At 61.6% G+C, this 15285-nt stretch carries 17 protein-coding genes; 3 read left to right on the forward strand and 14 right to left on the reverse strand.

All coding sequences use genetic code 11. The features are described 5' to 3' along the window. The first annotated feature begins 29 nt into the window (after positions 1-29). Positions 30-1250 (forward strand): bifunctional 2-C-methyl-D-erythritol 4-phosphate cytidylyltransferase/2-C-methyl-D-erythritol 2,4-cyclodiphosphate synthase, encoded by a 1221-nt coding sequence (locus tag PMI07_RS28770; RefSeq protein WP_007770905.1) that lies wholly within the window; start codon positions 30-32, stop codon positions 1248-1250. After that, positions 1247-1744, forward strand: a complete 498-nt coding sequence (locus PMI07_RS28775; protein WP_007770907.1) for a CinA family protein — start codon at positions 1247-1249, stop codon at positions 1742-1744. Before PMI07_RS28770 ends, PMI07_RS28775 begins: the two co-directional genes overlap by 4 nt. Before the next feature lie 46 nt (positions 1745-1790). Here the strand turns inward: PMI07_RS28775 and PMI07_RS28780 are convergent, their stop codons facing one another. The 3 genes from PMI07_RS28780 to PMI07_RS28790 form a co-directional block, all read right to left on the reverse strand. Next, positions 1791-2618, reverse strand: coding sequence for a hypothetical protein (locus PMI07_RS28780; protein ID WP_007770908.1), 828 nt, complete (start codon positions 2616-2618; stop codon positions 1791-1793). A 163-nt stretch (positions 2619-2781) separates the two neighbouring features. Beyond that, entirely contained in the window at positions 2782-3249 is a 468-nt protein-coding gene (locus tag PMI07_RS28785) for a type II toxin-antitoxin system RatA family toxin (protein ID WP_007770910.1), read from the reverse strand. 9 nt (positions 3250-3258) lie between these two features. Next, a complete protein-coding gene (locus PMI07_RS28790; RefSeq protein ID WP_024164259.1) occupies positions 3259-3849 on the reverse strand; it encodes a hypothetical protein in 591 nt (196 codons plus the stop codon). Positions 3850-4152: 303 nt separating this feature from the next. Between PMI07_RS28790 and PMI07_RS28795 the strand changes: the two genes are divergently transcribed. Next, the gene (locus PMI07_RS28795) at positions 4153-4338 is read left to right on the forward strand and encodes a hypothetical protein (RefSeq protein WP_007758868.1); all 186 of its coding nucleotides are present in this window, start codon (positions 4153-4155) and stop codon (positions 4336-4338) included. Between the two features lie 22 nt (positions 4339-4360). Here PMI07_RS28795 and lipA read toward each other — a convergent pair whose 3' ends face one another. The 11 genes from lipA to kdsA form a co-directional block, all read right to left on the reverse strand. Continuing rightward, positions 4361-5335, reverse strand: a complete 975-nt coding sequence (gene lipA, locus PMI07_RS28800; protein WP_007758869.1) for a lipoyl synthase — start codon at positions 5333-5335, stop codon at positions 4361-4363. Between the two features lie 37 nt (positions 5336-5372). Then, positions 5373-5618: a GlsB/YeaQ/YmgE family stress response membrane protein gene (locus PMI07_RS28805; protein WP_007758870.1), complete on the reverse strand. Its 246-nt coding sequence runs from the start codon at positions 5616-5618 to the stop codon at positions 5373-5375. Positions 5619-5847: 229 nt separating this feature from the next. Beyond that, positions 5848-7293 carry a dihydrolipoyl dehydrogenase gene (lpdA, locus tag PMI07_RS28810; protein ID WP_007765655.1) on the reverse strand — a complete coding sequence of 482 codons (1446 nt, stop codon included), beginning with the start codon at positions 7291-7293 and terminating at the stop codon, positions 5848-5850. Positions 7294-7378: 85 nt separating this feature from the next. Next, entirely contained in the window at positions 7379-7642 is a 264-nt protein-coding gene (locus PMI07_RS28815; RefSeq protein WP_007765653.1) for a YdcH family protein, read from the reverse strand. 84 nt (positions 7643-7726) lie between these two features. Next, entirely contained in the window at positions 7727-8365 is a 639-nt protein-coding gene (locus PMI07_RS28820) for an SGNH/GDSL hydrolase family protein (RefSeq protein WP_007765650.1), read from the reverse strand. 81 nt (positions 8366-8446) lie between these two features. Beyond that, positions 8447-9805 (reverse strand): pyruvate dehydrogenase complex dihydrolipoamide acetyltransferase, encoded by a 1359-nt coding sequence (locus PMI07_RS28825; protein WP_024164260.1) that lies wholly within the window; start codon positions 9803-9805, stop codon positions 8447-8449. Between the two features lie 15 nt (positions 9806-9820). Next, the gene (locus tag PMI07_RS28830) at positions 9821-11212 is read right to left on the reverse strand and encodes a pyruvate dehydrogenase complex E1 component subunit beta (protein ID WP_007759981.1); all 1392 of its coding nucleotides are present in this window, start codon (positions 11210-11212) and stop codon (positions 9821-9823) included. Between the two features lie 18 nt (positions 11213-11230). Beyond that, positions 11231-12301: a pyruvate dehydrogenase (acetyl-transferring) E1 component subunit alpha gene (gene pdhA, locus PMI07_RS28835; protein ID WP_007759982.1), complete on the reverse strand. Its 1071-nt coding sequence runs from the start codon at positions 12299-12301 to the stop codon at positions 11231-11233. Positions 12302-12495: 194 nt separating this feature from the next. After that, a complete protein-coding gene (locus PMI07_RS28840; RefSeq protein WP_007759987.1) occupies positions 12496-12813 on the reverse strand; it encodes a septum formation initiator family protein in 318 nt (105 codons plus the stop codon). Between the two features lie 240 nt (positions 12814-13053). Next, positions 13054-14328, reverse strand: coding sequence for a phosphopyruvate hydratase (eno, locus tag PMI07_RS28845; RefSeq protein ID WP_007759990.1), 1275 nt, complete (start codon positions 14326-14328; stop codon positions 13054-13056). A gap of 104 nt (positions 14329-14432) precedes the next feature. After that, entirely contained in the window at positions 14433-15281 is an 849-nt protein-coding gene (gene kdsA / locus PMI07_RS28850) for a 3-deoxy-8-phosphooctulonate synthase (RefSeq protein WP_007760001.1), read from the reverse strand. Positions 15282-15285 lie beyond the last annotated feature (4 nt).

A 15285-nucleotide genomic window follows, 5' to 3' on the forward strand; every position in this document is an offset into this window, starting at 1 on the left:
ACGAGTTACGGGTCGGGGACGACAAAGCCATGACAATCGGTTCCAGGACAATCGGTATCGTCATCGTCGCCGCAGGTCGCGGAGAACGGGCGGGCTCTCCGCAGGACGGCCCGAAGCAATACAGGCGGATCGGAACCAAGCCGGTCATCGCCCATACGCTCGAACGGTTTCTGACCTGGCCTCGAAGTGGCCCGATCGTCGTCGTCATCCATCCGGACGACGAAGCCCTGTTCGCGGCGGCGACCGTCGGCGTCAGCGGCGCGGGCGGCGTGATCACCACATTCGGCGGCGAGACCCGGCAGCGCTCGGTCTATGAAGGCCTGCGCGCCCTTTCCGGCACCGAGGCCACCCATGTGATGATCCACGATGCGGCGCGGCCGTTCATCGACCACGGCGTGCTCGACCGGGTGGCACAGGCGATCGATGAGGGACAGGACGGCGTGCTGCCGGCCATTCCCGTCAGCGACACGCTGAAGCGCGGCGGTTCCGACGGGCTGGTGCACGAGACCGTGCCCCGCTCCGGCCTCTATGCCGCCCAGACGCCGCAGAGCTTCCTTCTCTCGGAAATCCGCACCGCTCATGAGAAGGCGGCAGCCCTGCGCCGCGAGGATTTCACGGACGACGCCTCGATCGCCGAATGGGCCGGACTGCCGGTCACACTGGTGGAAGGATCGGTCGACAATATCAAACTCACCGTGAAGCGGGATATCGCCATGGCCGACGAAAAACTCTCGCAGACCCGGTCCTCGACCGCCCTTCCCGATGTCCGGACCGGCAACGGCTACGACGTGCACCAGCTGGAACCCGGCGACGGGGTGACGCTCTGCGGCGTGTTCATTCCCCACGACCAGAGGCTCAGCGGCCATTCGGATGCCGACGTCGCCCTGCATGCGCTGACCGACGCGCTGCTCGCCACCTGCGGTGCCGGCGATATCGGCGACCATTTTCCGCCTTCGGACATGCAATGGCGCGGGGCGCCTTCAAAAACCTTCCTCGACCATGCGGCAAAGATCGTCCGCGAGCATGGCGGCACGATCATGAACGCCGACATTTCGCTGATCGCCGAAGCGCCGAAGATCGCCCCGCACCGCCAGGCGATGCGCGAAAACCTTGCCGACATCCTCGGCATTTCGCTCGACCGCTGCTCGGTGAAGGCGACCACCAACGAGAAAATCGGCTTCATCGGCCGCCGCGAAGGCATTGCCGCGATCGCCACGGCAACCGTGGTTTATCGCGGAGACGCCACGTGAGTCTGTTTCCCGCCGATATCGAAGAACAGGCCAGGCGGATCATCACCGATTTTACCGCGCGCGGACTGATGGTCTCGACCGCGGAATCCTGCACAGGCGGACTGATCGCCGGGGCGCTGACGGAGATTTCGGGGTCGTCGGCCGTCGTTGACCGCGGTTTCGTCACCTATACGAACCAGGCGAAGATGGACATGCTCGGCGTGACCGACGCCACGCTCACGGCCCATGGCGCGGTTTCCAAGGAAACGGCGCTGCAGATGGTGCATGGCGCGCTTTATCGCTCAAAGGCGGCCGTGGCGGTTGCGGTGACCGGCATTGCGGGGCCTGGCGGTGGATCGGCGGACAAGCCGGTCGGGCTTGTGCATCTGTCGGCGAAAAGCCGTGGTGGGAAGCTCCTGCACCGGGAAATGCGCTACGGCGATATCGGCCGCACGGACATCAGGCTCGCGACCGTGCGAACCGCGCTGGAAATGCTGATGGAGGCCGCAGGCTGACCAGAACCTGGCGGCACGCTGAGCGGCAATCCTGGCGTTTCCCCAATCAAGGATTTGGGCAGAGCGAAGCGACATCCGGCCCGAAATCCTCCGGGCTCACCGTCTCACGGTCCCACCATGTCTTGCCGTCTTTCATGAAGATGGTGGCCATCCACTGATCCATCGTTTCGCGCAGTTTCTTCGCCTCCGTCTGAAACTTGGGGCTCGCCCGAACCTCCTCGAAACATTTCACCACCTTTGGGTGAGAGGGGAGCGCGCGCGTAACGTAAAGCATGTGAAAATCCAGGCTGCTCAGCGCCTCGCCGGTTTCGACCACGGCTACCTTTGCCGCATCGGCAGCCGAGAGATCGATATCCAGGGTCTCGATATAAACGCGTTCGCCGGGCTTGCGGCCGGGAATGCTGAACTGGTCGCCATCGACGCCATAGCTGCGGCTGACGATATCGATGTCCTGGAGTTTCGACGAGGCGATACCGGTGGTTGCGAATGCCAACAGAGAGGTTTTCGGATCGGATCTGGGAAATTTTTCGGTCTGCTTGATCTGGGCGATCTTGCCGACCGGCAGCGAGCCTGGCTCGGGATCATAGGTCAGGCGCACATTCAGGAAGATTTCGAACTGCGCGATCCGGCGCGGAAACATTTCCCGATCGACGAAAACACCCATGGCCGGTGCAGCGGCGTCTTCGGAATGGACGACGAACTTGAGCTCCGGCGACAGCCAGTATGCCCCGCTGATCGCCTTGCCGTCCTTGTCCGAGACGATCACATAGATACCGGGCTGGCGAAGCTTCGAAAGATCGGCTGCAGCCGCGGGCATCGCCAGAAGCACAGCCAGAAGCACCGGCCACATCATGCGTGAGAGATGTCCTGCCATGCCAGCCTCCCCCTGCGGTGAGGAGACTATCCGCCAGAGCGAGAAGGTTCGCAAGAGCGGGCGTTATTTCGGCAAGGGGCAGATATCGGCCAGCAGGAAATCGCTGGTCCAGGGAATATTGACGGCATGATTATCTGCCGGACGGTACAGGCCCACAAGCAGGTCAGGTGTAGATCTTGTCGGCCCTTGTTTCGAAGGCTTCGGCGAACATGCGGAAGGCACGGTCGAACATCGAGCCCATCAGGGCGCCGAGAATCATGCTCTTGAATTCGTAGTCGATGAAAAAATGCACGACGCACCCTTCTGGGCCGGCATTCGGCGAACCGTCGGCCGCCGGCTCGAAGCTCCAGCGGTTGTCGAGGTATTTGAACGGCCCCTCGATATATTTGACGTCGATGATCCGCTCGGCGGGATTGAGCAGGACCTGGGTGGTGAAGGTCTCGCGGATCGCCTTGTAGCCGACGGTCATATCGGCCACGAGCAGCGTCTTGCCGTCACGCTCCTTGGCCGAGCGCACGGTCAGCGCCTCGCAAAGCGGCAGGAACTGCGGATATTTTTCGACATCGGCAACGAGCGCGTACATCTTTTCGGCGCTGTGCTTCACGGGACGGCGGATTTCGAACTTTGGCATGATCCCGAGTTAAGCGCCCGCCCCGACAAGATCAAGAAGATCGCGCATTTCGCGACGGGATTTCAACATCAGAACCGGCTTGTCGGCCGCGTGCGCCGCCAACCCGGCAAGCACGCGCGGGCCATAGACCTTCTCCCAGGTCCAGACGAAGCGGAAAAAATCGAAATCGATCTTCTCCGGGCAGCCTGGTGCCATTTCCGGGCGAGTCCCTCCGCGGTTGGTGATCCAACGGCTCCAGATGCCCCAGATGCACAGCCAGCGCGGCATTCGCACCCAGATGACGAGATCGCTGCGCGGCACGCGAATGTCGAAAGTCGAGGTATTGGTGCCGTCCATGATCCAGCGCTCGCCGGCAGTCAGCTCGGCGATCAGCCGGTGCTGTTCCGGCTTTTCGCGCTGCACCCAGCCGGGCAGCCAGAGCACGTCGCGGTCGATCGAAACATAAGCGAGCCCGAAGCGGCGGGCGATCTTCTGCGACAGCGTCGATTTGCCGCCGCCGGAGCAGCCGATGACGAGGATACGATCGGCATTGCGGACCTTGTCGGCCGCTTCTGCAATTCCCACGTAACGGATCGCATTCGGGCCAGATTTCGTGTTCATCATGATCTCCCGTGAATCAGGCTCGCAGCTTCGTGAGCGGCGGTAGCCGACAATGATGACAGGAGGATTTCAATGTCGGACGGACGGCGTTATAGAGGTCTCCGAATGCGATCGTGACATGGATTTGACACTGGCGTCAGATTGACCGGCTTAAGCACCAGCCATTTGTCGATGTCAAATGGCATTCAGATTAATAAGATTTAATGTAGGATTCATCCGGTTGTAATGAACTATTGCCGTATACGAGCGTAGAATGGCATTATTCAACCGATAGCAGACCGGGCGCACTCGAAAGAAGCATCCATGGACGATTTCTCGCAGATGATAAAGCTGCTCGAATCCGCAAAGCAGCTAGCAGACATGAACCAGCTCCCGATGCTGGTCTATCTTATTGAAATGGCGAAGAGCGAAGCGCGCGGTCACCGCTTCACGCTCCGGGAAAGACGGCGCGGCCAGGACAAGCACGAAAAGGTCCAGGCGGCCGAATAACGGCTTTTGAGAGGGCTGCCGCTTATTCGGCGGCAGCCAGGAGCTTCTTTTCGCGCGCAACCCTGAGGCGAGCAAAATCATCGCCGGCGTGGTGCGAAGACCGGGTCAACGGGCTCGAAGACACCATCAGAAAACCCTTGGTATAGGCAACGGTCTCGTAGGACTTGAATTCGTCCGGCGTGACGAAGCTCATGACCGCATGGTGCTTGCGGGTCGGCTGCAGATACTGGCCGATCGTCAGGAAATCGACGTCTGCGGTGCGCAGGTCGTCCATCAGCTGGAGCACTTCGTTGCGCTCCTCGCCGAGCCCCACCATGATGCCCGACTTGGTGAACATGGTCGGATCCAGCTCCTTCACCCGCTGCAGCAGCCGGATGGAGTGGAAATAACGGGCGCCGGGGCGCACCGTCAGATAGTTGCCGGGGACGGTTTCCATATTGTGGTTGAAGACATCCGGCTTGGCGGCGACGACGCGCTCCAGCGCACCGGGCTTCTTCAGGAAGTCGGGCGTCAGGATCTCGATGGTCGTCATCGGCGACGCGGCGCGGATCGCCCAGATCACCTTTTCGAAATGCTCGGCGCCGCCATCGGCCAGGTCGTCGCGGTCGACGGAGGTGATGACGACATGGGAAAGGCCCATCTGCTTGACGGCTTTGGCGACGTTTTCGGGCTCTTCCATGTCGAGCGCGTTCGGCTTGCCGGTCGCGACGTTGCAGAAGGCGCAGGCACGGGTGCAGATCTCGCCCATGATCATGAAGGTGGCGTGCTTCTTGTCCCAGCACTCGCCGATATTGGGGCAGCCCGCTTCCTCGCAGACCGTCACCAGCTTGTTTTCCTTCACGATCGCGCGGGTTTCCTGGTAACCCTTGGAGACCGGCGCGCGGACGCGGATCCACTCCGGCTTGCGCATCACCTCGGTATCGGGACGATGCGCCTTTTCAGGATGACGGACGCGCTTTTCTTCGCTGATATCCGTCCTGTCGAGAATGGTGACCATAAGAACCTGCTTTCAACCGCCCGTATTGCGGCTACCGTCAGCGCCTGACGAGTTTGGCAATGAATAGCAAAATGCAGGAGCCGATGAAACCTGCAACCAGGTAACCCAGCCATCCGTTTGCAACATGGATGTTGAACCTGTTGAAGATGCCATTGGCGAGAACCGCGCCGACGATGCCGATGACAATGTTCATGAAAATGCCGAAGCGGACATCCATCAGCTTGCCGGCGAGCCAACCCGCCAGGCCGCCGATGATGATTGCCGCAATCCAACCTACACCCATGAGAACCCCCGTTGAAACCAAGTTTGAAAGATATGGGCGACCACTCGCCCGTTCGCAATATTGGTGGATAGGCCGGCCCCACCTAAATCGTCATCCTCGGGCTTGACCCGAGGATCCAGGCCAAGTCCTGCGAGGGAAGAGTGGATCCTCGGGTCAAGCCCGAGGATGACGGCGGATGTGGCACCTCCCCACCCATCCCAAACGCAGGCAGCGAGCAATGCTGTGCCTATTACGCATTCAGCGCCCGGCCATACGCATCCAGCACGCTTTCCTTCATCGTTTCCGAAATGGTCGGATGCGGGAAGATCGTGTGCATCAGTTCCTCTTCCGTCGTCTCCAGGTTCATGGCGACGACAAAGCCCTGGATGAGTTCGGTGACTTCGGCACCGACCATGTGGGCGCCGATGAGTTCGCCGGTCTTCTTGTCGAAGATGGTCTTGACGAGACCCTGGTCTTCGCCGAGCGCGATCGCCTTGCCGTTCGCCACGAACGGGAAGCGGCCGACGCGGATATCGCGGCCCTCGGCCTTGGCCCTGGCTTCGGTAAGGCCGACGGAGGCGACCTGCGGGTTGCAATAGGTGCAGCCGGGGATCTTCAGCTTGTCCATCGGATGGACGTTGGGCAGGCCGGCGATCTTTTCGACGCAGATGACCGCCTCGTGCTCGGCCTTGTGGGCGAGCAGCGGCGGGCCGGCGACGTCGCCGATCGCATAGAGGCCGGGCACATTGGTCTTGCCGTAGCCGTCAATGACGATGAAGCCGCGGTCCGTCTTTACGCCGAGTGTCTCAAGGCCGATGCCTTCGACATTGGCCTGCACGCCGACGGCGGAAATCATCCGGTCGGCGGTGATCTCCTGCGTCTTGCCGTCCTTGAGTTCGATCGTCGCGGTGACCGAGTTGGCACCCTTCACGACCTTGGCGACCTTGGCTTCGAGCAGGATCTTCATGCCCTGGCGCTCGAACTGCTTCTTGGCAAGCGCGGAGATTTCCGCATCCTCGACCGGCATCACCTGGCTCATGATCTCGACGACGGTGACCTCGACGCCCATGGTGCGGTAGAAACTCGCGAACTCGATGCCGATGGCGCCCGAGCCCATGACCAGCAGGGATTTCGGCATTTCCTCCGGCTTCATCGCCTCGAAATAGGTCCAGATCAGCTTGCCGTCCGGCTCGATGCCCGGAAGCGCGCGCGGACGGGCGCCCGTCGCGATGATGATGTGGTTGGCGGTATAGGTGCCCTCGCCGAGCGTGTTCTTCGGGATCGGGCCGATCGGCTCCATCGGCTTCTTGGTGGTTTTCGAGACAACGATCTCGCCGGGCTTGGTGAGTTTCGCCTCGCCCCAGATGATGTCGACCTTGTTCTTCTTGAACAGGAAACCGACGCCGTTGTTCATGCGGTGGGCGATGCCGCGCGAGCGGTCGACGATCGCCTTGACGTCCGGCTTGATCGTGCCTTCCAGCGTCAGGCCGTAGTCCTTGGCGTGGGTCGCGGTGTGCATGACGTCTGCCGTGCGCAGCAGCGCCTTGGTCGGGATGCAGCCCCAGTTGGAGCAGATGCCGGCGAGGTGCTCGCGCTCGACGACGGCGACCTTCAGCCCGAGCTGGGATGCCCGGATGGCGGCGATATAACCGCCCGGACCGGAACCGATAACGATGACGTCGTAAGCATTGGCCATAGGCGCTTCACTCCTTGTTTGAACGGGCAAAGCAGCCATGGCTGCCCTGCCCTTTTTGCCTTCGGGAGCGAAGCCTTGAAATCTGTCAGCCGATCTGGTCGGCGACGGGTTCCACCCGCGTCAGCATCCCGTATATCTCGTCCTTCAAGGCCAGCCGCCGCTTGCGCAGCTCCGCCATCCGAACGTCGTCGCATGGCTCCAGTCCTGTTTCCGCCTTGTGGACCGCGTGGTTCACGTCCTCATACGCGCTGCATTCCCGGTGAAAATGCCCGTCCGTTTCGCGCAAATGGCGCATCTGGACGACAAACTCCGGAAACTCTTCCGCGAGATGGTGGGGTGTGCTCGACATCTTCAATCTCCATGCTGATGACATGGAGAGGTAGAGCCTACCCCATCCCGCTATTCCTTGACCCTCGTCAACCGCCTCACACCATCATAGTCCCAGCATCATTCGGACGATCGGCTCAAGGCCACGCCCGACGGCACGGGTATTGTCCGCATCGAGATGCACGCCGTCGATAGGCGTCGTTTTCGCCACCGATCCCGCATCGAAGAAACCGCAGCCGAGTTCGTCGGCGAGATCGCGATAGAGCGAGGCGAGCATCGAGGACTGCTCGATGCCGCCCCGAAACAGCGCTCCCGTCATCGGGTTTGCGGTTTCGCAGAGCGTCGGCGGCGACACGATGAGGATTTCCGGCGTCTCGCATTCCCGGCCCCAGTCGTGGAAGCGCACGAGGCTGACCAGCTTCTTCACGCCCTGCCGCGCGCCCATGGCCGTGCCGTGGATGATGGGCTTCAGGTCGTTGGTGCCGAGCATGATGATCACCAGCTCGAGCGGACCGTGGCTATGAAGGACGGTCGGCAACAGCCGCGCACCGTTACGATCGCAATCGGCAAGCCCGTCGTCATAGGCGGTGGTACGGCCCCCGAGACCCTCGGCTACCACATTGACCGCGGGACCGAGCGCTGCCTGCAGCACGCTCGGCCAGCGATCCTCGAAGGCATGGCGGCCACCGGTCGCGGCATCCGTGCCCCAGGTCAGTGAATCGCCATAGCAGAGAACGGTTTTCATGAACGCACCTCCGACACCCCACCCGTCCGCTCCGCGGACACCCTCCCCGCAAGGGGGAGGGATAGCCCCATATAAGTCGCGTTACACCAGCATCGCCATCGGGTTTTCAATGTAGCGCTTGAAGGCGGACGCGAGTTCCGCACCGAGCGCTCCATCGATGACGCGGTGGTCGAAGGCGAAGGTTGCGGTCATCACCGTGCCCACCTCGATCTTGCCGCTCCTGACGACCGGCTTCTCGACGCCGGCGCCGATCGAGACGATCGAGGCCTGCGGCAGGTTGACGATCGAGGTGAAGTTGGAGACGCCGAACATGCCGAGGTTCGACACGGAGGTCGTGCCGCCCTGGTATTCCTCCGGCTTCAGCTTCTTGTCGCGGGCACGCTTGGCGAGATCCTTCACCTCGTTGGAGATGACGGAGAGCGTCTTGGTTTCGGCCTTGCGGACGATCGGGGTGATCAGGCCGTCCGGGATCGATACAGCGACGCCGACGTCCGCATGCTTGTGCAGCACGCGGGCCGTCGAGGTCCAGGAGGCGTTCGCCATCGGGACATCGCGGAGAGCCAGCGCCATCGCCTTGATGATGAAGTCGTTGACCGACAGCTTGAAGGCGGGCACTTCGCCCTTTTCCGTCTTCTTCACCGGAGCAGACGCATTGATCTCGCCGCGCAGCTTGAGCAGCGCGTCGATCTCGCAATCCATCGAGACGAAGTAGGACGGAACCGTCTGGCTCGACTCGGTGAGACGCGAGGCGATCGTCTTGCGCATGCCGTCATGCGGCAGCAGTTCGTAGGAGCCCTCGGGGAAGAGTTTCAGGACGGTATCGTCCGACGGACCCTTGGCAACGGCCGGAGCTGCTGCTGCAGCGGCCTGCGGAGCGGCAGCCGGAGCAGCCTTGGCACCACCGGATGCGACAGCCTTTTCTATATCGGCCTTGACGACGCGGCCATGCGGGCCGGAGCCGGAAACGGCGGACAGATCGAGGCCGGCTTCCTTCGCGAGGCGACGGGCGAGCGGAGACGAGAACGTCTTTGCGCCGCCCGACGATGCCGGGGCGGCAGCCGGAGCTGCCGCCGCAGGAGCCGGAGCCGGTTCGGAAGCCTTCTGAGCAGTTGCGGCTTCCGCCTTCGGCGCGGGTGCAGCCTCGGCCTTTGGGGCCGGAGCGGCACCGCCGCCCGCAGCAGCGGCCGAGACATCCTCGCCATCGGCGGCGAGGATGGCGATCAGGGCGTTGACCTTGACGGCTTCCGTGCCGGCCGGCACGACGAGCTTGGCGACGGTGCCCTCATCGACGGCTTCCACTTCCATGGTCGCCTTGTCGGTCTCGATCTCGGCGATCACGTCGCCGGACTTGACCTTGTCGCCTTCCTTGACCAGCCACTTGGAAAGATTGCCCTCTTCCATGGTCGGAGACAGGGCAGGCATGGTGATGTTGATCGGCATCGAAACATCCTCCCCTTATTTGTAGCAGACGGTTTTCACCGCCTGGACGACTTCGCCGACATTCGGCAGCGCCAGCTTTTCAAGGTTGGCCGCATAAGGCATGGGCACGTCCTTGCCGGCGATCGTCAGGATCGGCGCATCGAGATAATCGAAGGCCTGCTGCATGACGCGGGTGGCGATTTCGGTGCCGACCGAGTTCTGCGGATACCCTTCCTCGACGGTGACGAGGCGGCCGGTCTTCTTGACCGACTCGATGACGGTCGGAAGGTCCATCGGACGCAGCGTGCGAAGATCGATCAGCTCGACATCGATGCCTTCCTTTTCCAGCTCGGCAACCGCCTTCACGGCATAGGTCATGCCGATGCCGAAGGAGACGACGGTGACGTCCTTGCCCTTTTTGTGGATGCGCGCCTTGCCGATCGGCAGGACGAAATCATCGAGCTTCGGAACCTCGAAGGACTGGCCGTAGAGGATTTCGTTTTCGAGGAAGACGACCGGGTTCGGATCGCGGATGGCGGCCTTCAGTAGGCCCTTGGCGTCGGCCGCCGTGTACGGCATGACGACCTTGAGGCCGGGGATCTGGCTGTACCAGGAGGCATAATCCTGGCTGTGCTGGGCACCGACGCGGGCGGCGGCACCGTTCGGGCCGCGGAACACGATCGGGGCACCCATCTGGCCGCCGGACATGTAGAGCGTCTTGGCGGCCGAGTTGATGATCTGGTCGATCGCCTGCATGGCGAAGTTGAAGGTCATGAACTCGACGATCGGCTTCAGGCCCGCCATGGCGGCACCGACGCCGACGCCGGCAAAGCCGTGTTCGGTGATCGGGGTATCGACCACGCGGCGGGGGCCGAATTCCTGCAGCAGCCCTTGCGTGATCTTGTAGGCGCCCTGGTATTCGGCGACTTCCTCGCCCATGACGAAGACGTCCTCATCACGGCGCATTTCCTCGGCCATGGCGTCACGGAGCGCTTCGCGAACCGTGGTCATGACCATTTCGGTACCGGCCGGGATATCCGGGTCGGCAGCGGTCTCGACCTTCGGCTGGGCCGGGACGGGAGCAGCCGAAGCGGCGGCGGCCGGCTTTTCTTCCGGCGCAGCCTGAGCTTCAGCCTTCGGAGCCTCCTTGGCAGGCGCCGACGAACCGATTGCATCGGCACTTTCGCCATCGGCGAGGAGCACGGCGATCTTGGTGTTGACCTTGACGTTTTCAGTGCCGGCTTCCACCAGCAGCTTACCGATCACGCCTTCATCGACGGCTTCCACTTCCATGGTCGCCTTGTCGGTTTCGATTTCGGCGATCACGTCGCCGGAGGTGACCTTGTCACCCTCTTTTTTCAGCCACTTGCTGAGCGTGCCTTCCTCCATGGTCGGAGAAAGGGCGGGCATCAGGATATCGATTGGCATTGGGTTCCCTCCCCGCGATCAGAGCAGAATGTCGGTGTAGAGCTCGGACGCATCCGGCTCCGGATCGGCCTGGGCGAAATCGGCGCTATCCGAAACGACGTCGCGGATATCCTTGTCGATCGCCTTCAGCTCGTCCTCGGTGGCCCAGCCTTTTTCGAGAAGGCGCAGGCGCACCTGCTCGATCGGGTCGTGCTCGGAGCGCATCTTCTGCACTTCGTCCTTGGAGCGATATTTCGCCGGGTCGGACATGGAGTGGCCGCGATAACGGTAGGTCAGCATTTCGAGAATGATCGGGCCCTTGCCGGAGCGGCAATGCTCGAGCGCCTCGTCGCCGGCGGCCTTGACGGCGCGAACGTCCATGCCATCGACCTGAATGCCGGGGATGCCGAAGCCGGAACCACGCAGCGAGTAGTTCGACTGCGCCGTTGCACGGGCCGTCGAGGTGCCCATCGCATAACGGTTGTTCTCGACGATATAGACGATCGGCAGCTTCCAGAGGGCTGCCATGTTGAAGCTCTCGTAGACCTGACCCTGGTTGGCCGCGCCGTCGCCGAAATAGGCGACCGAGACGCTGTCATTGTTGCGGTAGCGATTGGCGAAGGCGAGACCTGTGCCGAGCGAGACCTGGGCGCCGACGATGCCGTGGCCGCCGTAGAAATGCTTCTCCTTGGAGAACATGTGCATCGAGCCGCCCTTCCCTCGGGAATAGCCGCCCTTGCGTCCCGTCAGCTCCGCCATGACGCCACGCGCGCTCATGCCGGTTGCCAGCATGTGGCCATGATCGCGATAGGCGGTGATAACTTGGTCACCTTCCTGCTGCGCCATCTGCATGCCAACGACGACGGCTTCCTGGCCGATATAGAGGTGACAGAAACCACCGATGAAGCCCATGCCGTAAAGCTGGCCGGCCTTTTCCTCGAAACGGCGGATGAGCAGCATTTCACGATAGGCGTGAAGATCCTGGTCCTTGCCGAAATCCGGGGTGTTCCTGCCCGTAAACTCCTTGGCAGAGGATTTCGAGGCTGATTTGATTGCAGACTTTGCCGCTGGTTTGCGGCCGGATACAGACGCGGTTTTGGTCGGCGCCATTCATCCCTCCCTTTGAGTTCTGCGTTGAAAGCGAGATTACGCCCTGACGTGGATCGCCAGATTCCCACTCTGGTTTCGGAGCGTACCATAGGCAAGAAAAGCTGCCCCAGCAATGCCATAAACGCATGGCTCACATTCCGTGTAACACGATGAAAAGGTTACAGAAATGTGAAATTAACTGGATTTCGGTTAATTTAGAAGTAGTTGTTGAAGATGACGATTTCGTCGCCGCGCGAAACATTCAGCTGATAACGGGCGATCTCGTCGAGCATATCCTTGTCAAGCGAACCATCGCTCATCAGCTGAACCTGCCGCTCCAGCGTTTCGCGCCGAGCGGTCAGCTTGGCGAGCTCGCCTGCACGCGCCTGCCGCTGACGTTCGAATTCCTCCGTGGCGATCAGGCCGAGATCACCGTGGATGGAATGATAGCCGAAGTAGGAAAGAAACGCGACTGTGATGGCGGGAAGGACAAAACGGCCGAATTTTCTTTTCTTATGATGCTTTGTCCACATGCCGCTCTAACGCCTTGCCACGCTTACGGGATCTCAAATCGGATCCGAAACAGAGCTTCAAATTCGCAGAACTTGCTTAAGCAATCGTTGACCAGAATGGAGTCCGAAAAAAGCCCGCGTCTTCCGGCGCGGGCTTTGGAATTATGGTGCAATGATTTTGCCGGCCCTTCGCTTGGGCTCAGGGCGTACGTCCTTCGAAACGATTCACCGGATCGTTTCGTTGGCTTCGCCAAACAGTCCTTAACCCTTCAGGATGCCGCGGCCGGCATAGACCGCCTGCGGACCCAGCATTTCCTCGATGCGGATGAGCTGGTTGTACTTGGCGAGCCGGTCGGAACGCGACAGCGAACCGGTCTTGATCTGTCCGCAATTGGTGGCGACGGCGAGATCGGCGATGGTGGAGTCCTCGGTTTCGCCCGAGCGGTGGGACATGACTGCCGTATAGCTCGCCTTGTGGGCGGTCTCAACGGCATCGAGCGTTTCCGACAGCGAGCCGATCTGGTTGACCTTGACGAGGATGGAGTTGGCAACGCCCATTTTGATGCCGTCGCGCAGACGGGACGAGTTGGTGACGAACAGGTCGTCGCCGACGAGCTGGCACTTGGCGCCGATCTTGTCGGTCAGGTACTTCCAGCCGGCCCAATCGTCTTCGGCCATGCCGTCTTCGATCGAGATGATCGGGTACCTGGCTGCAAGTTCGGCGAGGTAATCGGCCATGGCTTCCGGCTCGAGCGTGCGGCCCTCGCCTTCCATCTCGTACTTGCCGTTCTTGAAGAATTCGGTCGAGGCGCAGTCGAGCGCCAGGCATACGTCGTCGCCCGGTGTGTAACCGGCCTTCTCGACCGACTTCATGATGAAGTCGAGGGCTTCGGGCGCGCTCTTCAGGCCCGGTGCGAAACCGCCTTCGTCGCCGACATTGGTGTTGTGGCCCTGGGCTGCCAGTTCCTTCTTGAGAACGTGGAAGATTTCCGAGCCCATGCGCACGGCGTCCTTCAGCGTGTCGGCGCCGACCGGCATGATCATGAATTCCTGGAAGTCGATCGGATTGTCGGCATGGGCGCCACCGTTGATGATGTTCATCATCGGAACCGGCAGGACATGGGCGTTCGGGCCGCCGACATAACGGTAGAGCGGCAGGCCGGAGGTTTCGGCAGCCGCCTTGGCGACGGCGAGCGAGACGCCGAGGATGGCATTGGCGCCGAGGCGCGACTTGTTCGGCGTACCGTCGAGCGCGATCATCGTCTTGTCGATATGGATCTGGCTCTCGGCATCAAAGCCGCCGATCGCATCGAAGATCTCGGTGTTGACGGCTTCGACCGCCTTTTCGACACCCTTGCCGAGATAGCGCTTGCCGCCGTCACGCAGTTCGACGGCTTCATGGGCACCGGTGGAGGCGCCCGACGGAACGGCCGCGCGGCCCATGGACCCGTCTTCCAGATAGACATCCACCTCGACGGTCGGATTGCCGCGGCTGTCGAGGATTTCGCGGGCGATGATATCGGTGATGGCGGTCAAGGGTCTCTCCCTGGGTTTGGACGTCACGAGGTCACTGAAAATGTCTCATAATCAATGACACGAAAATTACAATCGAAGCAGTTTGCGTGCTTTTGTGGGCGCGCTCAGGCCGTCTTTGCGACGGCATCGAGGGCGAGCAGCTTTTCGAGCAGCCGCGGCATGTCCTTCAGATGCACCATGTTCGGACCATCGGACGGAGCGTTGTCCGGATCCTCATGCGTTTCAATGAACAGGCCAGCAATGCCGACGGCGACCGCTGCCCGTGCGAGGACCGGCACCATGGTGCGGTCTCCTCCGGTGGAGCCTCCCTGCCCGCCGGGTTGCTGTACGGAATGCGTCGCATCGAAGATCACCGGCGCGCCCATGGACGCCATGATCGGCAAAGACCGCATGTCGGAGACCAGCGTGTTGTAACCAAAGGAGGCGCCACGTTCGCACAGCAGAACGTTCGGATTGCCGCTCTGGGTGATTTTGGCGAGCACGTTCTTCATGTCCCAGGGCGCCAGGAACTGGCCTTTCTTGACGTTGATGACGCGGCCGGTCTTGGCGGCGGCAACCAGAAGATCCGTCTGGCGGGACAGGAAAGCCGGGATCTGCAGGATGTCCACCGTCTTGGCGACGACGGCGCATTGCTCTTCCGTATGGATGTCGGTCAGAACCGGAAAGCCGAATTCCTGCTTGAGGTCGGCGAAGATTGCCATGGACTCTTCGAGCCCGATGCCGCGCTTGCCGGCAATCGACGTGCGGTTGGCCTTGTCGAAGGAGGACTTGTAGACGAGGCCGAGGCCGAGCTTGCCGCAGAGTTCCTTCAGGGCGCCTGCCATCATGAAGGCATGGTCGCGGCTCTCCATCTGGCACGGGCCGGCGATCAACGACAGTTTTGCGTCCTGCGCGAAAACCACCTTGCCGTCTCCTTCGCCGACGGAGACGCGTGGATTGGCGGTAACTTCCATGAAC

This window comes from Rhizobium sp. CF080 (genome assembly GCF_000282095.2).
Classification (GTDB): Bacteria; Pseudomonadota; Alphaproteobacteria; order Rhizobiales; family Rhizobiaceae; genus Neorhizobium.